Source organism: Micromonospora sp. DT228 (assembly GCF_049841595.1).
In the GTDB taxonomy this organism is placed as follows: domain Bacteria; phylum Actinomycetota; class Actinomycetes; order Mycobacteriales; family Micromonosporaceae; genus Micromonospora.
This window is the reverse complement of sequence record NZ_JBNCKO010000007.1, coordinates 24,152-49,322: the sequence shown is the minus strand read 5'-3', so window position 1 is coordinate 49,322 and position 25,171 is coordinate 24,152. Positions and strand designations below refer to the sequence as shown.

Here is a 25,171-nt window from a genome sequence, read left to right as displayed (position 1 = left end):
CTGCGAACGACGTTTGCAGTTTACAGTAGAACAGTGAGCGACGCATCCACCGGAGCCGACGACGGCGACACCGCTCGACAGCCGATCTGGAACAGGCCCGAACGCGGCAGCCGCGGCCCCGCCCCGGCGCACAGCCGGGACGCCATCGTCGTGGCCGCCATCGCCCTGGCGGACAGCGAAGGGCTTGCCGCGGTGTCGATGCGCGCTGTCGCCGGCGCGCTCGGCACGGGAGCGGGATCCCTCTACCGCTACCTGTCGTCACGCGACGATCTCCTGGACCTGATGACCGACCGGGTCGTGGGGGAGTTGCGGCCCTATCCGGAGGCCGAGGAGGGCTGGCTGGACTCGATGCTGCTGTTGGGCCGCCGGCAGTTGGCGCTGCACCGTGCGCACCCGTGGCTGATTGAGGTGAGTCACCGGACATCCGGCATCGGTCCCGAGAGCCTGGCCTGGTTCGACAACTGCATTCGGATCCTGGAGCCGGTGCCGGCAGTTGTCACCGCGAAGTTCGAGGCGATCGCGATGATGAACGGCGTGGTGACCCTCTTCGCCCGCAGCGAGGCCGCCTCCGGGGCGTTCAGCTTCGCCGGTGCCGACCTCGCGGCGTACCCGCACCTGGTCGCGGCGTTCCGCCAGCCCTCCGCGCCCGCGCCCCGAACGGATCTCTTCGAGCGGGCCCTGCGCGGTCTGCTGCGCGGTCTGCTGCTCGCTGAGCCGTCCGAGGCGGGCTGACAGTTGGCGCACAGGGCGGGGTCGGCTGTTCCGTCCCCCGACGCGGCCCCGACTGGTCTAGGTTTTCGGTGGTGGCGAGACCGGTCGGTGAGCGTCGACGGGCGACGAGAAGGTCGCACGTGCGCTGGTGAGAGGTGTGCGATGGCAGATTCTGATCTTGCCGACCTGCGGGAACGGGCCGCCGGCGGTGACCGGGACGCGGTCGACCAGCTCGTCGAGGTGGCGGCGGAGCGGGCCGACGTCGGTGAACTTCGACGGCTCGCCGACGCGGGCAATCGCGACGCCGCCGACGTGTTGGCCGAGCTCACCGACCAGGAGGACGAGGCGGAGTAGACGCCGTACGCCGGGCGGGCGACGGGGGAGTGCGCCCCGTCGCCCGCCCGACATCACCTCCGGTGGTGGTCAGGCCCGCGCGGCTCGGACGGCGTCGCGCAGCGGGGTGCTCGGCCGGCCGAGCAGCCGGCTCAGGTCGTCGCTGTCGGTCGCCAGCTCACCGAGGGCGATCGAGTGGTCGAGCGCGGCGACGAACCCGGCGGTGCCGGCGTCGAGCCCGACGTTCTCCAGGGTCGAGGCCAGCTCGGCGGCCGACAGGTCCCGGTGGACGACCGTCGTGCCGGTGACCTCCGTGACGGCCTCGGCCAACTCGTCGAAGGTGAACGCGGTCCCGCCCAGCTCGTAGACGGCGTCACCGTCCTGGGGGCGGGTCAGCGCCGCGACGGCGGCGCCCGCGTAGTCCGCCCGGGTCGCGGCGGAGATCTTGCTGCCCCCGCTGGCGCCGAGGATCGTGCGGGTCTGCAGGTACTGCGGCAGTTGGTCGGTGTAGTTCTCGATGTACCAGCTGTTGCGCAACACCGTGTGGGTCAGACCCGACGAGGCGAGGACCTCCTCGGTGGCCCTGTGCTCCGGGGCGAGCGGGTTCGTGGTGGTGTCGGCCTTCAGGATGCTCGTGTAGATCAGGCGCTCGACCCCGGCGAGGGTGGCCGCCTCGATGACCGCGGTGTGCTGTGCGACCCGCTGACCGGGAGTGTCGCCGGAGATGAGCAGCAGGCGGCGTACGCCGGCCACGGCGCCGGGCAGCGTCGACGGGTCGTCGTAGGTGGCCTGGCGGATCTCGACCCCGCGCGCGGCCAGGTCGGCGGCCTTCTCGGGGCTGCGGACGATGGCGGCGATCTCGGCGGCGGGTACGCCGGAGTCGAGCAACTGCTCGATCACCAGGCGGCCCAGCCGGCCGGTGGCGCCGGTGACGGCATAGGTGGGCATGGGAACCTCCGGTTGACGGTGACGATTTGCAAGCACTTACGAATCTATAGCACAGGCCGAAAGGTAACCGTCGGGTAGGCTGGTGAGGTGAACGACATGCCGGCCCAGGACCCGGCGGGGCCTACCCAGGAATTCGTCAGCGATGTCTTCGCGCGGGGATGCACCTCCCGCGCCGCCTTCGAGGACGTCACCTCGAAGTGGGCCTCGCTCGCCCTGCTGGCGCTCGGTGAGAGCCGCTACCGGTTCAACGCGCTGCGTCGCCGCATCGACGGCATCAGCGAGCGAATGCTCTCCCAGACCCTGCAGACCCTCGAACGCGACGGAATGCTCACCCGCGAGGTGCTCACCGCGATCCCACCGCGCGTCGAATACTCGCTGACCCCCCTCGGCGCTCGGGTCGCCGAGCAGTTGCGCGGCCTCGCCGACCTGCTGGAAGCCTCCGTGCCCGAGGTGCAGACGGCCCGCGCACGGGAGCGAAGCTAGGCGGGCACCGACCCGCGGCTGCGCTGGGTCAACACGACGCACCCCAGGACCGCCAGCGCCGCCACGATCGAGGTGGGGGTGACAGTCTCGCCGAGCAGCAGTGCTGACCACCCCAGGGTGAGCACTGGCTGCGCGAGCTGGACCTGGCCGACCTGCGCGATGCCGCCCCGGGCCAGCCCCGCGTACCAGGCGAAGAAGCCCAGGAACATCGACACGAGGGTGAGGTAGCCGAACGCCGACCAGCCGAGAGCGTCGGCGTGCGGCGGATCGGCCACGGCGGCGACGACCGTGAGGGGCACGGTGGCGGGCAGCGAGAGCAGCAGCGCCCAGCAGATCGTCCGGGCGCCGCCCAACTCGCGGGCGAGCGCGCCGCCCTCGGCATAACCCAGACCGCAGAGTACGACCGCCGCGAGCAGGAACGCGTCGGGCCGGGATGACCGCTCCGCGTACCGTGCCGCTGACGCCGAGGGCGACGACCACCAGCCGCCGCCACTGCCCCCGGTACGGCCGTGGTGCCGCGGTGAGGCGCAGGTACGCCCAGGCCAGTAGTCCCGCTCCGACGGCGCGGCCGAACGCGACGAACCACGGATTGAGCTGCTGCACGGCGAGGCGGGTCGCGGGCAGGGAGAGGCTGAAGCCGAGCACGCCCAGCGCGCCGAGTACGAGGCCGCCAGCGTGATCCACCGTTACCGTGGCGGGTGCAGTAGCGCTACTCTTGTCCGTCATGGAGAACGATAACGCAGGCGATCGCGTTATCCACGATCTGCGTGCGCTGGCGACCGCCGCCGGTCCCGGCACCCGGCTGCCCTCGGTCCGTGAGCTGACCGCCCGGCACCAAGCCTCGCCGGTCACCGTCACCGAGGCGATCCGGCGGCTGGTGGCCCAGGGCCTGATCGAGACGCGACCCGGTCGAGGCACATTTGTGGCTACCCCGCCGACCGCGCAACGCGTACCCGACCTGTCCTGGCAGACCGTCGCGCTCGGTCCCCGACCGCGCGGCGAGGATGAGATGCAGGGACTGCTGGCGCTGCCGCCACCCGGGGCGATCCCGCTGTCCGGCGGCTACCTGGACGCGGAACTGCAGCCGGCGGCCGCGCTCGGCGCCGCCCTCACCCGCGCCGCGCGCCAGCCCGCTACCTGGCAGCGTGGGCCGGTCGAGGGGCGCGAGGACCTGCGCGCCTGGTTTGCCCGCGAGACCGGCACGGGGCTGCGGGCCGAGGACCTGGTGATCTGCCCCGGCGGTCAGGCCGCGCTGTCGTCGGCGATGCGGGCGCTTGCCGCCCCCGGCGATGCCCTGCTGGTCGAGTCGCCGACCTACCTGGGCGCACTCGCCGTGGCGCGGGCGGCCGGACTCCGGGTGGTGCCCGTGCCGGTGGACGCCGACGGGGTACGCCCCGACCAGCTCGCCGCCGCGTTCACCCGCACCGGCGCGCGGCTCTTCTACTGCCAGCCGCTGTACGCCAACCCGCACGGCACGACGCTCGCCGGCCACCGTCGGGCCCAGGTCGCGGCGGCGGTACGAGACGCCGGGGCGTTCCTGATCGAGGACGACTACGCTCGCGACCTCACCATCGACGGCCAGGCCCCGCCGCCACTTGTCGCCGACGACCCGGACGGGCACGTCGTCTACCTGCGGTCGCTGACCAAGTCGACCGCACCGGGGCTACGTGTCGCCGCGCTCGGCGCCCGTGGTCAGGCCGGCGCGCGGTTACGGGCTGCCCGGTTGCTCGACGACTTCTTCGTCGCCGGCCCACTGCAGCAGGCGGCGCTGGAATTCCTCAGCTCCCCGGGGTGGCCGCGGCACCGCCGGGCCCTCGCCACGGCGCTCCGGGCCCGTCGGGAGGCGCTGCTGACCGCGCTGCGGCGGCACCTTCCCGGCCTTTGTCCACAGTCGCTGCCGCGCGGTGGTCTACACCTCTGGGTTCGCCTGCCCGACGGCACCGACGACGTGGCGGTGGCCGCCGCCGCTGCCGTCGGAGGCGTCACCGTCTTCCCGGGCCGCCCCTGGTACGCCGCCGAACCCCCGGCACCGTACCTGCGCCTCACCTACGCCGCCACCAGGCCCGAGCTGATGGACGAGGCGGTGCGCCGCCTCGCTCACGTGCTGCGCTGAGTCGACGAGGGTCGGGGCGCAGGTGGTCACCTCGCCGGCTCAGGCATGGAGCGTCTCGCGGGGCGGCACGCCGTAGCTGGCGTGGTACCGGGCCGTGAACCTGCTGTGGCTGGCGAACCCCCATCGACTGGCGATCGCCGAGACGGTCTCCTGGCGCGGGTCGGCGCGCAGCAGGTCGTGGTGCGCCCGAGCGAGCCGGATCCGCCGCAGGTACGCCATCGGGGTGGTGCCGCGATGACGGCGGAAGGCCAGTTGCACCGCCCGCAGCGAGACGCCCGCGGCAGCGGCGATGTCGGCCGCGCTGATGTCCCGGTCGGCGTGGTCCTCCATGAAACTGATCGCTCGCCGCAACGTGGCGGTGCTGGCGTCGTGTCGGTCGGCGGCGGTCGGTTCGGTGAACGCGGTGTTCGGAAAGACCGCGAGCGCCGCCGCGGCGAGCATCCGCGCGGCGTTGCCGATCACCAGCGGTTGCGCGCCGGCGGTCGGGTTGTTCAGGACGACGTCGCTGACGAAGCTGGTGGTGGTGCGCCACTGCCGGGCGAGGGCCTCGTCGGCGGGACCCAGGTCGGTGAATCGGATCCGACCGGGTCGTCGGGCCGGCGCGGTGGTGGCCACCTGCTCCAGCACCGCCAGGTCCAGCACGCAGAGCTCCACCTCGCCGGGATGCCAGCGTACGGAGCAGGGCTCCGCCGGCCTGGTGACGAGGAAGACGTCGCCGGGATCGAACCTGTTGACCGATCCGGCGCAGACGCGGTCGACGCGGGCGGTGCGGGTGCGCCCGACGACCAGCCCGTCGAGGGTGCTGGCGCCGATGTCGAGGTGCCCGCTCTGCCGGGTGGTCGCGATGGCGAACGGGCCGGCGTCGACGCGGCGGTGGGTGAGCCGGAATCTGTTCCTGCTGTCCAGGCGCAGTTTCGGGTCGTACGTCGCGGACAGGAACTCGTGGATCGCCACCGGGTCACGGCTGTCGAAGTGTCGGGTCTGCAGTGGTGCTGACGTCATCCGCTGTCTCCGTCCGGTGAAAGAGCCGCCGGGAGGTGAGCTGGTGCCGGCGGCCAGCTCGGAACGTGCCGAGGTGTTCGGTGGTGACTCGGCATGGCGGTGGCCGGCGGTGCAGTGAGGTGGAACGTCGCGAGCGGGACGGCAGCGACCGGTCGAAGTGGCGTCGTGACTGGCTGGTCGGGCGAGGAGCTAAGGGGACGCAATATCCGTAGATGGGAATGTCACCATACGACAATCACCGTCAGTCGTCCTACCAATCACCGCAGTGTGTCGGCCTGCCGACTTCGCTTTCCGACTAGCCCGTCTGCGGGTTCTGCGTCTGCTGTCCTAGCCATCGTCGCGGGCGACAGCGAAATCTTGTTCATCATTCCTCGGCGTCGCGGGGCGATCGGGCCCCCGCCGGGTGACCGGCCCACGAAAGGGGTGCGCCTTGGACAATACTGATCCTGACCGCGTCGTTCGACTGGCCGTGGCGGAGGCGCTGGCCCGGGTGGTGGACGAGGACAGCCTGGGGCTGGGCGAGAGCGACGCCGTGCAGCGACTCGGGGCCGACCTGCGCGAGGTGCTGCGCCGCGCGCTCGACAACCGCGTGCCGCTGACCACGCCGGGCTTCGTCGACCTCTGCCGTGACCTTGGTCTGAGCCGCGAGGCGTTCGACCTGCTGGGGCACTACCTGATGACCGCTCTGTTGGCCCACCACGTCGGGCCGGACGCGCTGATCCGGGTGGGTGTGCTGCTCGGCACCGTCGGGCGTTACCTGCCGGGGGCCCGCCCGAACGCACCCCGGAACGGGCGCCCGATGCCGCGCCGACGCGATGTGCGCGCGGACAACAGCGTCGTCGGCCGGTACCGCCGCGCGAAACTGCCGGAGCACCTGCCCAACCCACCGAGCTGGACCTGCACCGGATGTGGTCGCGAGTGGCCCTGCGCCACGAAGCAGAGCCAACTGCTCGCCGAGTTCGGCGGAGCGCGTACCGCCCTCGCGGTCTATCTGGGCTCCTGCCTCGTCGCCGCCGCCCAGGATCTGCCCACCGTGCCGCTGCCCCGGGTCCGGCTCCGATTCCTCGGTTGGCTGCCCCGCGCCCGGATCTGAGCAGGCCGACCGCCCGGCCGCCCGGAAACTGTTTGTCCGGCACCGGGTCCGCCGCGGGCACTAGGCTAGACAAGCATCGATTCGATGGAACGTGATACGTGCGTCGGTCCCCGGGAGGACATCGATGAGGTTCGCGCCGCTGTCCGTCGGCACCCGCGCACGGGTCGCCGCCATCCTGGTCGGCCTTCTGGGGGCGGCACTGCCCGGGACCCCGGTGGTCGCGTCACCCCGGGCAGCCGAACCAGCGGCGGCCCAGCCCCAGCCCCAGCCCCGCCCCCGTCCGCCGCACGTGGTGGGCGACCAGACCGTTCCCGTCTACTCCTACACCGACGCCATCCGGGAGAGCGTCTGGGTCCAGACCCGCGCCGACAGCGATGGTGACGGGGTGCCCGACCGGGTGGCGGTGGACCTCGTCCGACCCCGGGAGGCCGCCGCCGCCGGCGTACGCGTGCCGGTCATCATGGACGCCTCGCCCTACTACCTCTGCTGTGGTCGGGGCAACGAGGGCGAGCTGAAGACGTACGACGCGGCCGGCGTGATCGCCAAGGCCCCGCTCTTCTACGACAACTACTTCGTCCCGCGCGGGTACGCCTTCGCCGCCGTAGACCTGGCGGGCACCGCCCGGTCGACCGGCTGCGAGGACGTCGGCGGTCCCGCCGAGGTGGGCAGCGCCACCGCGGTGATCGACTGGCTCAACGGGCGGGCCCGCGCGTACGACGCCGCCGGGCGGCCGGTCAGCGCCACCTGGAGCACCGGGCGGGTCGGGATGATCGGCAAGTCGTGGGACGGCTCGGTCGCCAACGGGGTCGCCGCCACCGGCGTGTCGGGGCTGGCCACAATCGTGCCGATCTCGGCGATCTCCAGCTGGTACGACTACATGCGCTACCGGGGGACGCTTGTCGCCACCGACTATCCCGGCTATCTGCACTCCGTCGTCAACGGCCGCCCCGAGGAGGCCTGCGCGCAGGTGTTGGCACGGCTGCGGGCGGACAGCGCCGAGGAGACCGGCGACTACAACGGGTTCTGGGCGCAGCGGGACTACCGGCCCTCGGCCGACCGGGTCCGGGCCAGCGTCTTCCTGGCACACGGCCTCAACGACCTGAACGTCACGACCAACCAGTTCGGCCGCTGGTGGCAGGAGTTGGCCGAGCAGGGTGTGCCCCGCAAGCTCTGGCTGCACCAGACCGGTCACCAGGACCCGTTCGACGTTCGACGCGCCGAGTGGGTGGCCGCCCTGCACCGCTGGTTCGACTACTGGTTGCAGGGGCTGCGCAACGGGGTGATGGACGAGCCGCGGGTCGACCTGGAGACCGCGCCGGGCACGTGGACGACGCAGCGCGACTGGCCCGCTCCCGGCACCCGGGACGTGCGGGTGGCCCTCGGCGCCGGTGACGGTGTGACCGGGACGCTCGGCGGGCGCGGCGCGCGGCCGGGTCAGGAGCAGGAGTACGTCGACGAGTCGTTGTTCGAGGACGAGTTGGTCGCCGCGCCGAACACCGCGACCGCCGGCCGGTTGGTCTTCCTCTCCGGCGCGTTGCCCACCGCGCTGCGGATCTCCGGCAGCCCGTCGGTGCGGCTGCGGGTCCGGGTGGACCGGCCGACCACCGAGCTGACCGCCCGGCTCGTCGACTACGGGACCGCCGAGCGGATTCTGCTCGACGGTGCGGGGGGAGTGCGGACACTTGACACCGAGTCCTGCTGGGGCGCCTCCACCGACGTCGACGACGCCTGTTACCGGGACACCGAGGAGGTCACCGCCGTCTCCGACCACGCCGTGCTGACCCGGGGGTGGCTCGACGCCGCGCACCACCGATCGCTGCGGTTCACCACGCCGCTGCGACCGGACCGCTGGTACACGGTGACGGTCCCGTTCAACGCGTACGACGCGGTGGTGCCCGCCGGGCACGTGCTCGGGCTGGTGCTGGGCCAGAGCGACCCGCAGTTCACCGAGACCACCGACCGGGACGCCACGGTCCGGGTCGACCTCGGTCGCAGCACGCTGGTCCTTCCGGTCACCGGTCGTGCCGGACTGCCCGCCGTCGACGTCGCACCACCGGTGGTGACCGCACCGAGCGACCCGTCGGCCGCGCGGGCGCCCCGCGACACCCGGCAGGTGCCCTGACGCTCCCGGCCGGGCCCTGCCCCGCCCGGCACGCCCTGCGGTCGAGAGGTGACCCGTTGCTATCGTCAACAGGTCTTTTGGCAGGTCAGGCCTGGGTGTTCATCGTGGACCCGCTCCCCGTACGACGGATGTTCACGACGTTCTTCGAGGCTTCTTGATCGAAAGAGCAATTCGCTTGATCGAGGAGAGGCCCGCAGTGCGAGACAATCAACCCGAAGAGACCGAACACGCGCAGCTGTCCCGACGCAAGCTGGTCAAGTACGCGGGCGTCGGCGCGACGCTGGCCGCGGCCAGCCCGCTGGTCGGCGCCAGCGCGGCGTGGGCTGACGAGGATCGTCGGCCGGGCGACGACGCGGGCGACCGGGGCAACTCCAAGAACCGTGTGTGGCGCGCTGGCGACCACCACGTCCACTCGGAGTACAGCGGCGAGTTCGACACCACGAAGAGCCCGATCGTCTTCCACAAGGGCGCGGACGCGGTCTACCCGATCGTCACCAACGCCATCATGGCGAAGAACTTCGGTCTGACCTGGGCGATGTGCACCGACCACGGTGGACCGACCCACTCCAAGGTGAACATCGAGCAGGCGTACCCCGACCTGCTGCGTTCCCGCAAGCTGGTCCCCGAGGTGCTCCAGTTCTGGGGGATGGAGTTCGACGCGCCCTCGCTGGACCACCACACGCTGATGATCCCGCGCCACGACGACGAGGCGAAGCAGCTCTTCGAGCTGGAGAGCCGGTTCGCCAAGTACGACGCGTTCCCCACCGACCCGGCCCGGGACACCGAGGCCAAGATCGTGGAGTTCCTCAAGGTCGCCCGGGGGATGCCACACAAGCCGCTGGTGATCGCCCACCACGCGTCCCGCTCGGCGCCCGGGCTCGGCGTCTACGGCCAGGACACCCCGCGCGAGTTCCGCAACGGCAACAACGCCGCTCCGGACGTCTACATCGGCTTCGAGGGCGCGCCCGGGCACCAGGCCGGCCCCCTCAACGGTGGCAAGCGCGGCGGTTACGGCAACCACCCCACCTACGGCGGCTTCGACCAGATGACCGCCCGGGTCGGCGGGTTGTGGGACTCGCTGCTCGGTGAGGGGCGGCGCTGGTGGATCACCGCGACGTCGGACTCGCACGTGCACTGGACCCGCGGCGGCTCCGACTTCTGGCCGGGCGAGTACAGCAAGACCTACGTCCACGCCCGCCAGGACTACGGCGACATCATGGACGGTCTGCGCAACGGCCGGATCTGGGTCACCACCGGCGACCTGATCCGCAGTCTCGACGTCACCGCCAAATCCCAGGGCAAGACCGCCGAGGTGGGCGAGACCATCACGGTCAGCCGTCGTAGCCGCACCGATGTCGAGATCGAGATCACGTTCCGTCCGTTGGGCGGCGTGAACGCGAACGGGGACCGTCCCGAGGTCCGTCGGGTCGACCTGATCGTCGGCCAGATCACCGGCCCGAGCGCCAGCCTGGACGCCGACACCAACCCCACCACGAAGGTGGTGGCCCGGTTCGGCCCGCGCGACTGGCGTCGGCAGGGCCAGGACTACGTCATCCGGCACACGCTGCGCAACGTCGAGGCCGACACCTACGCGCGGGTGCGGGGCACCAGCACCGACGAGGCCGAGCCGCTCGCCGACGGGCTGGAGAGCCCGTGGGACGACCTGTGGTTCTACTCGAACCCGGTGTTCGTGCACGTGCGCTGATCGCGCCAGCGGCACAGCGGGTCCGTCCGGCCGCGCTCGACGTACCTCGTCGGGGGAGCCGGGCGGGCCCGCGTCGCGTTTCCGCCCGGCGGCGCCCGTCGCCGGGGTCAGTCGGTGGCGCGGCGACGGCCCCGGGCGGCGGTGCTCCGCCCGCCGCGGCCGGCCGGAGCGTCGGTCTGGTTCTCCGTGGGTTGCACCTGCGACACGACCTCGCAGAGGTCACGCAGCGGGTCCGTCGCCTGAACGGAGCAGGCGACCCGCTGGAGCAGTGCCCGCAGCGTCGCCGACTCGGCCGGTGTGAGCGTGCCCAACAGGTGCGACTCGACGTGCCGCAGCGCCAGACGCCGTTGCTCCCAGGCGGCGCGGCCGACGTCGGTGACGTCGACCAGCCGGTTACGCCGGTCTGCCGGGTCCGCCCGACGGGCGACGAACCCGGGCCGTTCCAGGTCGTCGATCAGGTACGTCAGGACGGTGCGGTCGATGCCCAGCTCCTCCGCGATCGCACCCTGGTTTCGGGCCGGCCCGGTGATCGCGGCGGTGAGCACCTGGTAGCCGCGTGGGCCGCCGGGAAAGTCGGTGAGCGCGTGGTCGGCCACCCGGACGTAGCCACGGAAGACGATCCCGAGCATCCAGCCCAGGTCGTCGTCGAGCGGATCGGGCCGGTCCGGCCAGTGCGGGGCACCCGTCATCCCCCGACAATAGCGCAGTGACGAAGACCTTGTTGGCAGAAGATGTTCTGTCTGACATAAGGTTGTGGTCATGACGCTTCGATCGAGGCGTCGCGTGAGATCGGGAGGCTCGCAGATGAGCGACTACGGCCATGACCTGGTCTTCGGATCGTTCGTCACCCCCAGCGGTGACAACCCGACCCGTACGGTCGACCTCGCCGTCCTGACCGAGCAGGTCGGGCTGGACCTGGTCACCTTCCAGGACCACCCGTACCAGCCCGCGTTCCTCGACACCTGGACCCTGCTGAGCTTCGTCGCGGCCCGGACCAGCCGCGTGCACGTGGCGGCAAACGTGACGAACCTGCCGCTGCGCCCGCCGGCGGTGCTCGCCCGCAGCGTGGCCAGCCTCGACCTGCTCAGCGGCGGCCGGGTCGGTCTCGGCCTCGGCGCGGGAGCGTTCTGGGACGCCATCGAGGCGATGGGCGGCCGACGCCTCACCCCCGGCCAGGGCGTACGCGCGTTGGCGGAGGCCATCGAGGTCATCCGCCAGGTCTGGGACGCCGAGGCGCGTGGCGGCGTGCGTGTCGACGGCGAGTTCTACCGGGTGCGAGGCGCCAAGAGAGGGCCGGCGCCGGCACACGCGGTGCCGATCTGGTTGGGCGCGTACAAGCCCCGGATGCTCCAGCTCACCGGTCGCCGGGCCGACGGCTGGCTGCCATCGCTGAGCTATCTCCAGCCGGGCGACCTGACCAGGGGCAACGCGACAATCGACGACGCCGCGCGGGAGGCCGGCCGGTCACCGCGGGACGTGCGCCGGCTGCTCAACATCTCCGGGCAGTTCTCGGCCGCCGGGCGCGGACCACTGAACGGGCCCGCCGAGCAGTGGGCGCGGGAACTGGCCGAGCTGGCGCTGGGGGAGGGCGTCAGCGCCTTCATCCTCGGCAGCGACGACCCCGACGACCTGCGCCGGTTCGCCGGCGAGGTGGCTCCGGCGGTTCGCGAGCTGGTCGCGGCCGAGCGTGATCGCGGTACGGAGCCGGAGCCTGCGCCGCAGTCGGGGTCGGGACGCGCGCCGCAGTCGGGGTCGGGGTCGGGACGCGCGCCGCAGTCGCAGTCGGGGTCGGGGTCGGGGTCGGAGCGTGCGCTGGGGACGGGGCGTGCGCCGGAGCCGGGGCGTTCGCCGCAGTCCGGCACGGGACGTGCGCCGGAGCCCGGCACGGGACGTGCCCCGCAGTCGGGGGTGCGGCCGAGCCGCGCGACGGTGACCGGTGGCGCGTTCGCCGTGGTGCCGACCCCTGACGACGGCGTGCGGCGCAGCGACCAGCAGGTCTGGGACGAGTCGACCCGGCCGACCGGGCCCGCGCCCGACCCGGACCGCACGTACACCCCGCACGAGCAGGCAACCGGGGCGCACCTGGTGCAGGTCCACGACGGCCTGCGTGCCGAGTTGGCCCAGATTCACGATCTGATCGAGCAGGTGGCGGCCGGTGAGATCGACGCCGGCGCGGCCCGGTCGCACATCAACACCATGACGATGCGACAGAACCGCTGGACGCTCGGTGTCTACTGCGAGTCGTACTGCCGGATCGTCACCACCCACCACACCATCGAGGATCAGTCGTTCTTTCCTCGGTTGCGGGCGCGTGACCCCCGACTCGGCCCGGTCGTCGACCGGCTGGAGCAGGAGCACCACGTCATCCACGACGTGCTGGAGGGCGTCGACCGCGCGCTGGTCGCGTACGTCGGGTCTCCGGACGGTCTCGCCGAGTTGCGGGCCGCGGTGGACCTGCTGACCGACGCCCTGCTGTCGCACCTGAGCTACGAGGAGCGGGAGCTGGTGGAGCCGTTGGCGCGGCTGGGCATCGCCTGATCGCCAGGCGGTCCCGCGTGGCTCGAGGTTGCCGGACTCAACGTGAGAGACTACTTTCGAAACATGTCTCTCAAGAATCCGTACGGGGATTTCGAGATCAGCGAGCCACAGGCGTTGCGGGCGCTGGCCCATCCGGTGCGGCTGGCGATCCTCGAACACCTGCAGCGCCACGGCCCGGCCACCGCGACCGGGCTGTCGCCGCACGTCGGCGCCACACCGTCGGTGGTCAGCTGGCACCTGCGGCATCTCGCGACGTTCGGTCTGGTCACCGACTGGGACGGCGCCACCAGCAGACGGGAACGCTGGTGGCAGGCCGTCGCCCGGGGATTCCGATTCACCGTGCCCGACAGCGTCGAGGGGCAGTCCGCCAGCCAACAGTTGCGCGGCGAGATGTTCGCCCGCAACGCCGACGCGCCCCAGCAGTGGCTGCTGCGCGAGGAGCCCCGGCTGGACCCCGAGTGGCGCGCTCTGGCCGGCATGGCCGACACCCGGTTCGTGGCCACCGCCGACGAGCTGCGGCAGCTCGAGGAGTCGATCGAAGAGCTGATCGCTCCGTACGTGCGGCGCAAGGAGGAGTCGTCCCCGGACGGCGCGCGGATCGTCCGGATGCTGCGCTACCTCCTGCCCGAGCCCGGCGATGACGCCCCGCCCGAAACGGACGACGCCCCGGCCGAAACCAGCGACGGCCCGGCCGCGTCGTGAATACCACCGGCGCCGAGACCGTGTGCGCCACCGACGCGGTGCCCCCGCCGGCCCTGCTTCGCGACAGGCGGTTCCGCACCTTCTGGATCGGTCAGACGATCTCCGATTTCGGTGATCGGATCAGCGAACTGGCCCTGCCACTGATCGCCGTCACTCTGCTCACCGCGACGCCCGTGCAGGTGAGTGTCCTCACCGCGTTGATCTGGCTGCCCAACCTGCTGGGCCTGTTCCTCGGCGCCTGGGTGGACCAGCGCACCCACAAGCGGCGACTCCTGATCATCGCGGACCTGGTCCGCGCCGCGGTGCTGTTCAGCCTGCCGGTGGCCTATCTGTTCGGCGCGGTCACCCTGACCCAGCTCTACCTGGTGGCACTGCTCACCGGTGCCGCGGCGGTGCTGTTCGCCATGGCCCGCCAGGCGTTCTTCGTAGCCCTGGTGCCACGATCGGCGTACGTGGACGCGACGAGCAAGCTGAGCATCAGCCGCTCGCTGTCGTTCCTCGCCGGGCCGGCTGTCGGTGGCGGACTGGTCCAGGCGCTGAGCGCGCCGGCCGCGATCGTCGTCGACGCGGTGTCCTTCCTCGGCTCCGCGCTGCTGCTGCGCCGCATCCCGGTGACCGAGCCGCCTCCGCCGCCGCGCCAAACGTCCACCCTCGGCCTGGTCCGCGAGGGGCTCGTGCTGGTGCTGCGGCACCCGGTGCTGCGGGCCGCCCTCGGTTGCACCAGCACGGTCAACTTCTTCACCTTCATCGCAAGCGCACTGCTGGTGCTCTACGCCAGTCGCGAACTAGACCTCTCGGCCGGCGCGATCGGCATCGCCCTTGGATTCGGGGCAGTCGGTGGGCTCGCGGGGGCGGCGCTCGCGCCACGGATCTCGCGTGCCATCGGACTGGGGCGTACCGCGATGATCGGCGTGGTGCTCTTTCCCGCGCCGCTGGCGCTGACCGCCCTGGTGTCCGGGCCGACCTGGACGAAGGTGGCCACGCTGGCGGCCATCGAGGTGGTCTCCAGCGTCGGGGTGATGCTGATGGACGTCAACCTCAACGCCCTCCTCACCGCGGTGACGCCCGACGACGCGCGCGGACGGCGCGCCGGTGCCTACAGCGCGGTCAACTACGGCGTCCGACCGCTCGGCGCGCTTGTCGGTGGCGCGTTGGGCACCACCATCGGGCTACGACCGACCCTGGTCGTCGCCGGCCTCGGTGGTGTGCTCGCCGTGCTGTGGCTGCTCGCGTCACCGGTGCGCCACATCAGGACCCTGGACGACCAGACGGCCTGATGTGGCCCGGATGCGCGACCGCCGCCGCGGTCGTTGGGCGCGGCGGGCCGGTCAGCTGGTTTCCGCCAGCAGCAGTCCGGCCAGCTCGGTGGGCTGGGAGATCATCGGCCAGTGGCCGGTGGCCATCGTGGCCAGTCGCCACGTGTCGCTGGTCAGCAGCTTGGCCACGGTGTCGTTGGGCTCAGGCCCGTCGAGCAGGCACTTGATGTACGTCGCCGGAAGCTCGCCCAACGGCCGGGTCAGCACGGCCGGCTCGCTCAGCGTGGCACCCGGATGCGGCGTGGAGCCCTCGATCAGGCGGGTGACCTGCTCGTCGGTGAGCCCCTGACCGTCGAAGTCGGCCGCAGCGAGCGGCGGCCAGTAGCCGCCGTTGTCGGCGATCAGCGCCTCGAACGCCGACTGCCCCTGCCACCAACCGGACGCGAACGACCCGCCGTCGACCGGCACCTCCGAGTCGACGAAGACCACCCTGGTCAGCCGGTCACCGATCCGCTCGGCGGCCTGACCCACCGGAATGCCCGAGTAGCTGTGCCCGACCAGCACCACATCGCGCAGGTCGCGCCGCTCGACCTCGTCGACGATGTCCCGCACGTGGGTCTGCTGGCCAGCGGCCACGCCCTGCCGCTCGGCGAGACCCGAGAGGGTCAACGGGTAGGTGTCGTGCCCGGCGGCACGCAGTGGCGGCACGACCTCGTCCCATGCCCACGACCCCAGCCACGCCCCTGCCACCAACACGAATTCAGCCATGGCCGGGACCCTAGCGCCGCCCTACGACAGCCTGGCGGGTCAGGGCCAGGTGCGGGCCTGCGCCGCGAAGACCTCCGGTGCGCTCGCCGCCGGCAGCACGCACAGGAGATGCCCACCGGGGGCCCGCAGGATCCGACACTCCAACCACCGCGACACCTCGGTGGCGCCCAGGTCGATCAGGCGGGCGGTCTCGGCCGACACGTCGTCGGTCTCGATGTCGAGATGGTAGCGCGGCGCGTCGTCCACCGCCTGCACGGCCGTGACCAGCCCCGGCAGCGCCTCGTGCAGGCCGACGAACTGCGGCTCCGCCGGATCGGACCGGGTGGTGACGCCGAGCGCGGCCGACCAGAACTCCGCCGCCTGTGCGGCCTCCGCCTCGGGGGCGTCGATCAGCAGGGCGTAGACGCGGCTCCGGTGCATGCGAGGCAGCATATCGGCGGGGGTGCGCTCCGCCGTGGCTCAGTGGCGGCGGAGGGGCGTCGACGAGCATCCGGTAGATCCACACCGGAGCTCAGCCGACCGGCGGCGCCGGGGGACCGACCTGGGCGGCGAGCCGCTTCGGGGCCATGATGCGGTAGCTCTCGGTGAGCAACTCACCCACCTCCTCCCAGTCGGTCTTCCCGTCCAGGATGATGCCCATCACGTTCGGGCTCCAGTCCGGTTTGTAGAAGGGGTGCCCAGTGGCGAGGAGACCGGCGATCTCGTCGAGTGGCGACCGGAAGGTCAGCAGGCAGGCGGGCTGGTCGAGTGCGGCGGCCCGCGCGAGGACCGGCTGGCGATCGGGGTCGACGGTGAGCACGTGGGCGATGGTCCGCTTGCGGATCCGCCAACGGGTGCCCACCCAGGCGGGCTCCTCGTAGGTCTCCGGCAGCCCCAGGCAGATCGGCCGCAGCCGGCCGAGGACCTCGGGCGGGACGTCTCCGGGTTCGGTCACGGGCAGCGACCCTAGCCGGCCGGTGTGACAAGTTCCGCTCGTCGACCGCCGTCCGGCCCGGTGGTGCGCGCCCCGTCGATCCGTCAGGATGGGCCGTGGCGACCCTGGGCCGTCGTCCAGGCTCGACCCACCCCCGTGCCCCTGAGGAGTGCCGTGCCGTCCACCCTGCTCTCCCGCCGAGACCTCGACTTCCTGTTGCACGACTGGTTGGGGGTGTGCCAACTCGTCGAGCGTCCCCGCTACGCCGAGCACTCCCGGGAGACCTTCGACGACGCCCTGGACCTCGCCGAGCGGGTGGCCACCGAGCAGTTCGCCCCGCACAACCGCGCCGCCGACCTCGCCGAGCCCACCTTCGACGGGCAGCGGGTGCGGCTCATCCCGCAGGTCCGCGCGGCACTCGACAGTTTCGCCGAGACGGGCCTGCTCACCGCCGGGCTGGACGCCTCGGTCGGTGGCCTGCAACTGCCGCACGCCGTCGCGGCGGCCTGTTTCACCTGGTTCCAGGCGGCAAACGTGGCCACCTCGGCGTACCCGTTCCTCACCCTGGGCAACGCCAACCTGCTGCTGGCACACGGCAGCGCCGAGCAGGTGGACACCTACGTCCGGCCCATGCTCGACGGCCGGTTCTTCGGCACCATGTGCCTGTCCGAGCCGCACGCCGGCAGCTCACTCGCCGACATCACCACGCGGGCCGAGCCTCAGGCGGACGGCACGTACCGGCTCTTCGGCACCAAGATGTGGATCTCCGGTGGCGATCACGAGCTGGCCGAGAACATCGTCCACCTGGTGCTGGCGCGGATCCCCGGCGGTCCGGCCGGCGTGAAGGGCATCTCGCTGTTCATCGTGCCCAAGGTGCTCGTCGGCCCGGACGGGTCACTCGGCGACCGCAACGACGTCGTGTTGGCCGGGCTCAACCACAAGATGGGGTTCCGGGGGACCACGAACACCCTGCTCAACTTCGGCGACGGCGGGCACACCCCCGGCGGTCGCGCCGGTGCGGTCGGCCACCTGGTCGGCGCGCCGCACCAGGGCCTGGCCCAGATGTTCCACATGATGAACGAGGCCCGGATCGGGGTCGGGGCCGGCGCGACCGCGCTGGGCTACACCGGCTATCTCAAGAGCCTGGCGTACGCCAGGGAGCGGCCGCAGGGCCGTCCGGTCGGTGCGAAGGACCCGGCGACGGCGCAGGTGCCGATCATCGACCACCCCGACGTACGACGGATGCTGCTGGCGCAGAAGAGCTACGTGGAGGGCGCGCTGGCGCTTGTGCTCTACTGCGCCCGGCTGCTCGACGAGCAGCAGACCGCCCCCGCCGAGGCGGACCGCGAGCGCGCGCACCTGCTGCTGGACGTGCTCACCCCGATCACCAAGAGCTGGCCGTCGCAGTGGTGCCTGCATGCCAACGACCTGGCGATCCAGGTGCTCGGAGGCGCCGGGTACACCCGCGATCACGACGTGGAGCAGCACTACCGGGACAACCGGCTCAACCCGATCCACGAGGGCACCCACGGCATCCAGGCGTTGGACCTGCTGGGCCGCAAGATGACCATGCGGGGCGGCGCTGGCCTCGCCGAGCTGACCGCGACGATCGGCGACACCGTCGAGCGGGGCCGAAAGGTCGGCGGCGAGGTGGCCGACCTGGCGGACCGGCTGGCCGCCGCGGTGGACCGCACGACCGCCGTCACCCGTCGGCTGTGGGCCGACGGCGACCCGGTGCTCGCACTGGCCAACGCCACCGCCTACCTGGAGGCGGTCGGGCACGTCGTGATCGCGTGGATGTGGTTGGAGCAGGTGTTGGCGCTGCCGCCGGAGGAGGCCGGCGACGCGTTCCACGCTGGCAAGCGCCAGGCCGCGCGTTACTTCTTCCGTGTCGAGTTGCCCCGCACCGGCCCGCAGTTCGACCTGCTGGACAGCCGGGACCGGACGACCCTCGACATGCGCCCGGACTGGTTCTGAGCGTGCCGGATGTCAGCGTCGGCGGCTCTGGTGCTGCATCGCCTGCCGCCCCTTGACCACGCCCAGGATGATCACGATCACCAGCGCGATCAGACCGATGATGATCAGCCAGCGGACGGCCTCGAGGATCAGCCCGAGCAGGATCAGCACGCCGGCGACCACACCGACGACCCAGAGCAGTGCACGCATGTCCACCTCCGGTAACCGGCCGCGCCTGGTGCGGCGGGCACGGTGTGACCTTTCCCGATCCGGCCGCCACCATGCGCGCGTGAGGTGAAAGGCGCTGCTTGTGATCGAGGGCGGGCCCCGCCGGCCGGCTCAGCCTTCGGCGCGCGCCACGTAGACCGTGTTGGCGGACTCACCGCCGGTGAGCGGGTTCGCGAACGGCACGACGTGCGCCCGTACGCTCGAGAACACCTCGGAGAGCGCCGCGGTGAACTCGGCGTCCGGCGGGTCGTCCGACCAGAGCGCGAAGACCCCCTCGGGGCGCAGCAGGGCGGCCAGCCGACGCAGCCCGGCCGGCGGGTAGAACGCCGCGTGGCTGGGGTGCAGGACGTTGCGCGGGGAATGGTCGACGTCGAGCAGCACGGCGTCGAACCGCCGCCCGGGCACGTCGGCGTCGAACCCGGTAGTGCCGGCCACCGCCGCGAAGAAGTCGGCCTGCACGAACCGGGTCCGCGGGTCCTCGGCGAGCCCTGCCGCGAACGGCAGCAGACCCCGACGGTGCCAGTCGATCACGTCCTCGATCGCCTCGACCACCAGCAGCGAACGCACCCGTGGGTCGCCGAGCGCCGCGCAGGCGGTGTAGCCCAGCCCGAGACCGCCGACCACCACGTCGAGCGAGTCACCGGCCACTTCGGCGAGCCCCAGCCGGGCCAGCTCGATCTCCGCGACCGGGAACAGGCTGGACATCAGGTACTCGTCGTCGAGCTTGACCTCGTACACCTCGACCTGGAGGGCCGGATCCCGGCGCCGGCGCAGGCTGATCGCGCCGATCGGGGTCTCCCGCCAGGCCAGCTCCTCGAAACGCGCGCCCACGGGTGCCCTCTCGCCGCCGGATTCGTCCCCGGATGGTACCGGTTGCCCCGGTGCCGGACACGCAGGGTCCCGAGACATCGACGCAACGCTTATTCTGTGCCCGGCCGATCCACCGGAAGGGACCTCATGCCGTCGCGGCAGGACCAGCTGCACTCGTACCAGTTCAGCGTTCAGCGGGCGGTCGCCGCTCTGGTCATGCGGGAGACCGACCCCGCGCAGTCGCCGTTTCGGCGGCTGGCCGGGGCCGGCCTCGCCAGCGTCCTGGTCGCGGCGATCGGGCTCGGCGGCTTCGCGCTCTACGGCCTGTTCGCCGGGGGTGGCAAGGGCTGGCGCGACCCGGGTGCGGTGATCGTGGAGAAGGAGTCCGGTGCCCGGTTCGTCTATCGCGAGCAGAAGCTGCACCCGGTGCTCAACTACGCCTCGGCGCTGCTGATCGTCGGCGCGGACCGGTCCAAGACCGTGCTTGTCTCCCGCCGCACGATCGACGGCGTGCCGCGCGGGCTGCCGCTGGGCATCGCCGACGCGCCGGATTCGCTGCCCGCCCCCGGCCGGCTGGCCACGGCGGGGTGGACGGTCTGCTCGACGGCTCCCGGAGGTGAGACGCCCCGCTCCGCGCTGCTGATCGGCACCGAGGCCGGCGGCGGCCGGCTGCTGGGCGACGAGGCGTTGCTGCTGCGGCACCCCGACGGCGGGCTGCACCTGGTCTGGCACCAGCGGCGTTACCTCGTCCGCGATCCCAGCCGGGTGCTGGCGGCGCTCGCCACCACCCGCGCGCAGGCGGTGGCGGTGGCGCCCGCGCTGCTCAACTCCCTGCCCGCCGGCAGCGACCTCGCCCCGCTCGACCTGCCCGGGCTGGGTCAGCCCGCCTCCCGGGTGCCGGACGCCGCGATCGGCACGGTCTACCTGGTGAGCAACTCCGGTGGCGGCCGGCAGTACGCGGTGGCCGTCGACGCCGGCGTGGCCGGCATCACCGAGTTGCAGGCCGGGCTGTTGCTGGCCCGCACCGGGCAGGGTGAGCCGGTGCCGATGACGTTGGGCCGATTCGCCGCGCTGCCCATGGTGCCCGACCTCGCGCCGAGCGGCGCGAACGCCCCACCGCCGACCCCGCCCCGGCTGGCGGCTGGCGACGACGGGGCCCTCTGCACCCGCGTCACCGACGACGGCGGGGTTGCCGAGGTGCGCTGGGGCGTACCGCTGCGGGACCTGGCGGCCACACCGCGGACCGCGCCCGGCGGCGGCGCGGTGCTGGCCGACCACGTGGTGGTGGAGCCGGGTCGTGGCGCGGTGGTCGAGGCCGCCGCGGCGCCCGGCGCGTCCGGCGGCGCGGTGTCCGTGGTCACCGACCTGGGCCGACGCTACGTGCTGGCCGACCGGGAGGTGCTGCCGATGCTCGGCTACCGCGAGGTGCGCCCGGTGCGGCTGCCCGCCGGGCTGGTCAGCCTGGTGCCCGCCGGCGCCACCCTCGACCCGGCCGCCGCCCGCGCCGTCGCCGCCCCGGACTGAGGGGCGACGCCGCCCGACCGGGCCGGGTGTCAGTCGGCCGGGCGGCGCAGGACGCTCACCGCGAACGGGGCGTCGTCGCGCCACGGGCGCAGGTCCCAGGTGGCGAAGCGCTGCTCCACGCGCAGCCCGGCGGCCACCGCGTCGGCGTCGAACGCGGTCAGCGGGTAGCCGCGCTCGGTGCCGAAGCCCACCGTCAGCACGCCGTCGGGCCGCAGGTGCTCAGCGACCCGGCGCAGCACCTCCGGCTCGGTGCCGACGGCGACGAAGGCGAGGACGTTGCCGGCCAGCACCGCCGCGTCGAACGGCTCCGCCTCACCCATCGCCGGCAGGTCAAGCTCGGCCAGGTCGGCGACCAGCCACGTCGGGCCGGGATAGTCGACGCGGGCGGCAGCCACCAGGGCGGGGTCGGCGTCCACCCCGACCACTGTGTGGCCGCGCTGGGCCAGCGCGGCACCGACGCGGCCGGTGCCGCTGCCGGCGTCGAGAATCCGGGAGCCGGGCGCGACAAGGGTGTCCACAAGTCGGGCCTCGCCGGCCAGGTCCGCGCCCTCGGCCGCGAGTTTCCGGAACCGATCGATGTACCACTGCGAGTGCTCGGGACCGGTGTCGGTCGCCCAGCGGGTCGGGTTGGCCATACGGCCACCGTAACCGGGCCGGTGGGGATGCGGCCGGTGACCCGGGGGAGACGGTCATCCCTTCTCCGCGCCGCTGGTGAGCCCCTCGGTGAGCAGCCGCTCGCTGGCGAAGAAGAGGATCACGATGGGCAGGGTGAGCACGACCGAGCCGGCCATCAGCACCGTCTTGGGCACCTCCACCCCGTCGGAGAGCAGGGACAACCCGAGCGACACCGTCCACCGGTTGGGTTTGTCGATAAGGAACAACAGGGCGAAGAGGAACTCGTTCCAGGCGATCATGAAGTCGTAGAGCGCGACCGCCATGATCGACGGCATCGCGAGGGGCAGGCTGACGCGGCGGATGATGCCGAGTCGACCCGCGCCGTCGATGGCGGCGGACTCCTCCAGACTGACCGGGATGGTCTCGAAGTAGTTCCTCAGCATGTAGACCGACACCGGCAACGTCTGCGAGATGTAGACCAGCACCAGGCCGAACAGCGAGCCGCGCAGGTCGACGAGGCTGAACGCCACGAACAGTGGGATCGCGATGACGATCGACGGGAACAGGTAGACCGCCAGGAACAGGAAGTCGACCTGCCGCCGGCCGAAGAACCGCAGCCGGGCCACCGCGTACGCGCCGGGGATCGCCACCAGCAGGGTGAGCACGGTCGCCGCGACCGCGACCAGCCCACTGTTGCGGATGAAGGTGAGGAACCCCTGGCCCCCGTCGTCGGTGGCCTTGAGGACCTCGGCGTACGTGGCCACGGTCAGCTCACCGAAGCCGACGAGCAGCGCGCCGGGGTCGAGCAGCAACTTCTCGATGGGACGCACCGAGAGCACAAGCATGTAGTAGAAGGGGAAGACGGTGACCACCAGGAACGCGGCGATCACCAGGCGGCGTAGCCAGCGCAGGCTGACCGTCTCGACCATGTCCCGGTCCATCAGCTCACCCTCCGTCCGAAGAAGCGCAGATAGATCACCACGAACACGATGAGCACCACGGCCAGCACCACCGCCTGCGCGGAGGCCGCGCCGATGTCGGTGCGGGCGGTGAGGAACTCGTACACCCGCACGCTGACCACCTCGGTGCCGGCGGCGCCACCGGTGAGCAGGTAGACGTCGTCGAACTTGTTGAACGTCATGATGAAGCGCAGCACGCCCAGCAGGGCGATCACCGGCAGCAGTTGCGGCAGCAGGATGTGCCGGAACCGTTGGGTGGGGGTCGCGCCGTCGACCCGGGCGGCCTCCTCCAACTCACCTGGCACCGCCTGGAGCCGGGCCAGCAGGAACAGGAACGCGAACGGGAAGTATCGCCACGCCTCGAAGGCGATGACAGTGCTCAGCGCCGTCGACTCCTGGGACAGGAACGGCACCGGAGTGTCCCAGCCCAGCAGGCGCTGGCCCCACGCGTTGACGATGCCGAGCTGCGGGTCGAGCATCACCTGCCACACGAACGTCACCGCGACCACCGGCGCCACGTACGGCAACAGCATGGACGCCCGGACCAGCGTGCGGCCCCGGAACGGCCGGCGGACCACCAGGGCGGCCACCAGACCGAGCAGGATCGACCCGACGGTGCCGCCGATGCTGTAGATCAGCGTGACCCACAGCGTCTCGGCGAAGCCGGGGGTGTGCAGCACCCGGTCGAAGTTGTCCATCGTGAACTCGCCGAACAGACCGGTCTTGCGCAACGTGGCGAGCCGGACCCGCTGGAAGGCGAGCACCACGGTCCACACGATCGGAATGCCGATGACCGCGATGGTGACGAGCAGGGTCGGTGCGACGAGCGCGAGCCCGGCACGGGATTCGCGGCGGCGCAGGGTCAGTGGGCGACGGCGGCCGGCCCGTCCCGGCCGCTCCCGGCTGGGGGAGCGGCCGGTGTCGGGCGCGGTGGTGGTCAATTGACGCCCGCCTTGATGGCCTCGACGTCCTTCTTGGCCCGGCCGGCGGCGGCCGCGGCATCGGACTTGCCGGAGTAGACGTCGGTCAGCGCCTTGGGCACCGGTAGCTCACCGAGCATGGCGCCGACCAGCTTGCCCTGCCCCTGGGTGAGCCCCCACCGCTGGAAGGTGTCCGGGCTGCGGCGCAGGGCGGCGAGCACCTCCTCGCCGAACACGTCGGTGAGGGGCTTCTTCGCGTCCACGCCGGCCTGGCTGGTGTTCCAGGCGGTGAGGTACGCCTCGGGCTCGGCCGTGGTGCCCTTGCGGACCGGGAAACGGCCCTCGGGGGACATGCCGAACCAGCGCGGGTATCCGTCGCTGAGCATGTACTCCACGAAGGACTTGGCCGGGTCGGCCACGGCGCCGTCGAGAACCGCCCACGAGCTGATCTCGCCGTACTGTGCCGGCTCGGTGCCGTTCGGGCCCTTGATCGCGGTGACGAACCCGCTGTTCTTCGCGAGGAACGCCGGGTCGGTCTGACACTGTGGGCAGGTGGGCCTGGCGTCGTTGCGCAGCCCGGCCAGCTCGTCGAGGATGAACGGCGACCAGATGACCATGGCCGCCTTGCCGGCGAAGTACGTTGCCCGGGTGGTGTCCACGTCCTGGGCGCCCTTCACCGAGCTGGTGCGGATCAGGTCGCCGTAGAAGCGGATCGCCTCGACGCACTGGGGTGAGTCGAGGGTGACCTTTCCGGAGTCGTCGGTGAGCTGGCAGCCGTTGGCGAGTGCCAGGTGCTCGAAGGTCTGCTGGGTGAACACGTCGCTGGCGGAGGTCGCCGCGGTGATCCCGGCGACGCCGCCGGTGTTGAGTTTCGCCGCGGCGTCGGTGATCCGCTCGTACGTGTCGGGGGCGGGCAGGCCGGCGGCGGCGAACAGGTCCTTGCGGTAGACGAGCAGCTGCCCCCACCCGTCGCTGGGGACGGAGAGCTGCTTGCCGTCGTCGGAGGTCAGCTCCAGCGCCCGGGGGGAGAACGTCTGCTTGCCCAGCTTGTCGACGACCTCCGCGTTCGCCGATGCGTGCAGCAGCTCGTTGCCGGCGAGCGTACGGATGCCGGCCAGGGAGACCGAGCCGACCACGTCGGGCAGGTCGCCGGCCGCGGCGTTGGCGGCGATCAGGGAGGGGAACTGGTCCTCGTTTACGGTCACGAGGTCGACCTGGATCCCGGTTTTGGCGGTGAAGTCGGCGATGATCGCCTTGGTGGCGGTGACCCGGTCGGCGACGTCTTCCAGGCTCCAGACGGTGATTTTTTTGCTGTTGCTGTCTGGTTCGTCGTCGCCGCAGGCCAGCAGGGTGGACGCTGTCAGTGCCATGATCAGGGTGGTGGCGAGTATCCGCCTCGGAGGTGCTGACATCGGTGGCACTCCTCTCGAAGGGTACATGACGGATTCAACACCTTCGATTGATCAATAACA

Annotated in this window: 25 protein-coding genes; 12 read left to right on the top strand and 13 right to left on the bottom strand. The window is 71.9% G+C overall.

The genetic code is table 11. The features are described 5' to 3' along the window. The first annotated feature begins 33 nt into the window (after window positions 1-33). The gene (locus ACLQ29_RS16190; RefSeq protein ID WP_425772353.1) at window positions 34-732 is read left to right on the top strand and encodes a TetR/AcrR family transcriptional regulator; all 699 of its coding nucleotides are present in this window, start codon (window positions 34-36) and stop codon (window positions 730-732) included. 141 nt (window positions 733-873) lie between these two features. Beyond that, on the top strand, window positions 874-1,065 hold the full coding sequence (locus tag ACLQ29_RS16185; RefSeq protein WP_425772352.1) for a hypothetical protein: 192 nt from the start codon (window positions 874-876) through the stop codon (window positions 1,063-1,065). 69 nt (window positions 1,066-1,134) lie between these two features. Here the strand turns inward: ACLQ29_RS16185 and ACLQ29_RS16180 are convergent, their stop codons facing one another. Next, a complete protein-coding gene (locus ACLQ29_RS16180; RefSeq protein ID WP_425772351.1) occupies window positions 1,135-1,992 on the bottom strand; it encodes an NAD(P)H-binding protein in 858 nt (285 codons plus the stop codon). 96 nt (window positions 1,993-2,088) lie between these two features. On the opposite strand from ACLQ29_RS16180, the gene ACLQ29_RS16175 reads away from it, so the two are divergent. Continuing rightward, the gene (locus ACLQ29_RS16175) at window positions 2,089-2,475 is read left to right on the top strand and encodes a winged helix-turn-helix transcriptional regulator (RefSeq protein ID WP_425772577.1); all 387 of its coding nucleotides are present in this window, start codon (window positions 2,089-2,091) and stop codon (window positions 2,473-2,475) included. Here ACLQ29_RS16175 and ACLQ29_RS16170 read toward each other — a convergent pair. Next, a complete protein-coding gene (locus tag ACLQ29_RS16170) occupies window positions 2,472-2,864 on the bottom strand; it encodes an EamA family transporter (protein ID WP_425772576.1) in 393 nt (130 codons plus the stop codon). The genes ACLQ29_RS16175 and ACLQ29_RS16170 overlap by 4 nt on opposite strands. 335 nt (window positions 2,865-3,199) lie before the next feature. Between ACLQ29_RS16170 and ACLQ29_RS16165 the strand changes: the two genes are divergently transcribed. Continuing rightward, a complete protein-coding gene (locus ACLQ29_RS16165; protein ID WP_425772350.1) occupies window positions 3,200-4,588 on the top strand; it encodes a PLP-dependent aminotransferase family protein in 1,389 nt (462 codons plus the stop codon). Between the two features lie 39 nt (window positions 4,589-4,627). On the opposite strand, the gene ACLQ29_RS16160 is transcribed toward ACLQ29_RS16165, so the two are convergent. Then, window positions 4,628-5,590, bottom strand: coding sequence for a helix-turn-helix transcriptional regulator (locus ACLQ29_RS16160; protein WP_425772349.1), 963 nt, complete (start codon window positions 5,588-5,590; stop codon window positions 4,628-4,630). Between the two features lie 430 nt (window positions 5,591-6,020). On the opposite strand from ACLQ29_RS16160, the gene ACLQ29_RS16155 reads away from it, so the two are divergent. From ACLQ29_RS16155 to ACLQ29_RS16145, 3 genes are all read left to right on the top strand, one after another. Then, a complete protein-coding gene (locus ACLQ29_RS16155) occupies window positions 6,021-6,683 on the top strand; it encodes a hypothetical protein (protein ID WP_425772348.1) in 663 nt (220 codons plus the stop codon). A 124-nt stretch (window positions 6,684-6,807) separates the two neighbouring features. Beyond that, window positions 6,808-8,805: a Xaa-Pro dipeptidyl-peptidase gene (locus ACLQ29_RS16150; protein WP_425772347.1), complete on the top strand. Its 1,998-nt coding sequence runs from the start codon at window positions 6,808-6,810 to the stop codon at window positions 8,803-8,805. 196 nt (window positions 8,806-9,001) lie between these two features. Then, entirely contained in the window at window positions 9,002-10,510 is a 1,509-nt protein-coding gene (locus tag ACLQ29_RS16145; protein WP_425772346.1) for a phosphoesterase, read from the top strand. A gap of 107 nt (window positions 10,511-10,617) precedes the next feature. On the opposite strand, the gene ACLQ29_RS16140 is transcribed toward ACLQ29_RS16145, so the two are convergent. After that, the gene (locus tag ACLQ29_RS16140) at window positions 10,618-11,199 is read right to left on the bottom strand and encodes a MarR family winged helix-turn-helix transcriptional regulator (protein WP_425772345.1); all 582 of its coding nucleotides are present in this window, start codon (window positions 11,197-11,199) and stop codon (window positions 10,618-10,620) included. Between the two features lie 115 nt (window positions 11,200-11,314). On the opposite strand from ACLQ29_RS16140, the gene ACLQ29_RS16135 reads away from it, so the two are divergent. From ACLQ29_RS16135 to ACLQ29_RS16125, 3 genes are all read left to right on the top strand, one after another. Continuing rightward, window positions 11,315-13,048 carry an LLM class flavin-dependent oxidoreductase gene (locus ACLQ29_RS16135; RefSeq protein WP_425772344.1) on the top strand — a complete coding sequence of 578 codons (1,734 nt, stop codon included), beginning with the start codon at window positions 11,315-11,317 and terminating at the stop codon, window positions 13,046-13,048. Window positions 13,049-13,111: 63 nt separating this feature from the next. Beyond that, window positions 13,112-13,750, top strand: coding sequence for an ArsR/SmtB family transcription factor (locus ACLQ29_RS16130; protein ID WP_425772343.1), 639 nt, complete (start codon window positions 13,112-13,114; stop codon window positions 13,748-13,750). Continuing rightward, window positions 13,747-15,027 (top strand): MFS transporter, encoded by a 1,281-nt coding sequence (locus tag ACLQ29_RS16125; RefSeq protein ID WP_425772342.1) that lies wholly within the window; start codon window positions 13,747-13,749, stop codon window positions 15,025-15,027. The genes ACLQ29_RS16130 and ACLQ29_RS16125 overlap by 4 nt, the downstream gene beginning before the upstream one ends. A gap of 51 nt (window positions 15,028-15,078) precedes the next feature. Here ACLQ29_RS16125 and ACLQ29_RS16120 read toward each other — a convergent pair whose 3' ends face one another. The 3 genes from ACLQ29_RS16120 to ACLQ29_RS16110 form a co-directional block, all read right to left on the bottom strand. Next, a complete protein-coding gene (locus ACLQ29_RS16120; protein ID WP_425772341.1) occupies window positions 15,079-15,774 on the bottom strand; it encodes an alpha/beta fold hydrolase in 696 nt (231 codons plus the stop codon). A 39-nt stretch (window positions 15,775-15,813) separates the two neighbouring features. Next, window positions 15,814-16,194 carry a VOC family protein gene (locus ACLQ29_RS16115; protein WP_425772340.1) on the bottom strand — a complete coding sequence of 127 codons (381 nt, stop codon included), beginning with the start codon at window positions 16,192-16,194 and terminating at the stop codon, window positions 15,814-15,816. A 91-nt stretch (window positions 16,195-16,285) separates the two neighbouring features. Next, on the bottom strand, window positions 16,286-16,708 hold the full coding sequence (locus ACLQ29_RS16110) for an MmcQ/YjbR family DNA-binding protein (protein WP_425772339.1): 423 nt from the start codon (window positions 16,706-16,708) through the stop codon (window positions 16,286-16,288). Between the two features lie 153 nt (window positions 16,709-16,861). On the opposite strand from ACLQ29_RS16110, the gene ACLQ29_RS16105 reads away from it, so the two are divergent. Next, complete coding sequence (locus ACLQ29_RS16105; protein WP_425772338.1) at window positions 16,862-18,664, top strand: acyl-CoA dehydrogenase; 1,803 nt, start codon at window positions 16,862-16,864, stop codon at window positions 18,662-18,664. A 12-nt stretch (window positions 18,665-18,676) separates the two neighbouring features. Here the strand turns inward: ACLQ29_RS16105 and ACLQ29_RS16100 are convergent, their stop codons facing one another. Then, window positions 18,677-18,853 carry a hypothetical protein gene (locus ACLQ29_RS16100; RefSeq protein ID WP_204945194.1) on the bottom strand — a complete coding sequence of 59 codons (177 nt, stop codon included), beginning with the start codon at window positions 18,851-18,853 and terminating at the stop codon, window positions 18,677-18,679. Window positions 18,854-18,982: 129 nt separating this feature from the next. Beyond that, window positions 18,983-19,702: a spermidine synthase gene (locus tag ACLQ29_RS16095; RefSeq protein ID WP_425772337.1), complete on the bottom strand. Its 720-nt coding sequence runs from the start codon at window positions 19,700-19,702 to the stop codon at window positions 18,983-18,985. A 126-nt stretch (window positions 19,703-19,828) separates the two neighbouring features. Between ACLQ29_RS16095 and eccB the strand changes: the two genes are divergently transcribed. Beyond that, window positions 19,829-21,205 carry a type VII secretion protein EccB gene (gene eccB, locus ACLQ29_RS16090; RefSeq protein WP_425772336.1) on the top strand — a complete coding sequence of 459 codons (1,377 nt, stop codon included), beginning with the start codon at window positions 19,829-19,831 and terminating at the stop codon, window positions 21,203-21,205. A gap of 29 nt (window positions 21,206-21,234) precedes the next feature. Here eccB and ACLQ29_RS16085 read toward each other — a convergent pair whose 3' ends face one another. From ACLQ29_RS16085 to ACLQ29_RS16070, 4 genes are read right to left on the bottom strand one after another with little or no spacing between them, the layout of a single operon-like run. Beyond that, window positions 21,235-21,840 carry a class I SAM-dependent methyltransferase gene (locus ACLQ29_RS16085; RefSeq protein WP_425756049.1) on the bottom strand — a complete coding sequence of 202 codons (606 nt, stop codon included), beginning with the start codon at window positions 21,838-21,840 and terminating at the stop codon, window positions 21,235-21,237. A gap of 54 nt (window positions 21,841-21,894) precedes the next feature. Further along, window positions 21,895-22,761: a carbohydrate ABC transporter permease gene (locus ACLQ29_RS16080; protein ID WP_393368786.1), complete on the bottom strand. Its 867-nt coding sequence runs from the start codon at window positions 22,759-22,761 to the stop codon at window positions 21,895-21,897. Continuing rightward, window positions 22,761-23,720 carry a carbohydrate ABC transporter permease gene (locus tag ACLQ29_RS16075; protein ID WP_425772335.1) on the bottom strand — a complete coding sequence of 320 codons (960 nt, stop codon included), beginning with the start codon at window positions 23,718-23,720 and terminating at the stop codon, window positions 22,761-22,763. Before ACLQ29_RS16075 ends, ACLQ29_RS16080 begins: the two co-directional genes overlap by 1 nt. Beyond that, entirely contained in the window at window positions 23,717-25,111 is a 1,395-nt protein-coding gene (locus ACLQ29_RS16070; protein WP_425772334.1) for an ABC transporter substrate-binding protein, read from the bottom strand. Before ACLQ29_RS16070 ends, ACLQ29_RS16075 begins: the two co-directional genes overlap by 4 nt. Between the last annotated feature and the right edge of the window lie 60 nt (window positions 25,112-25,171).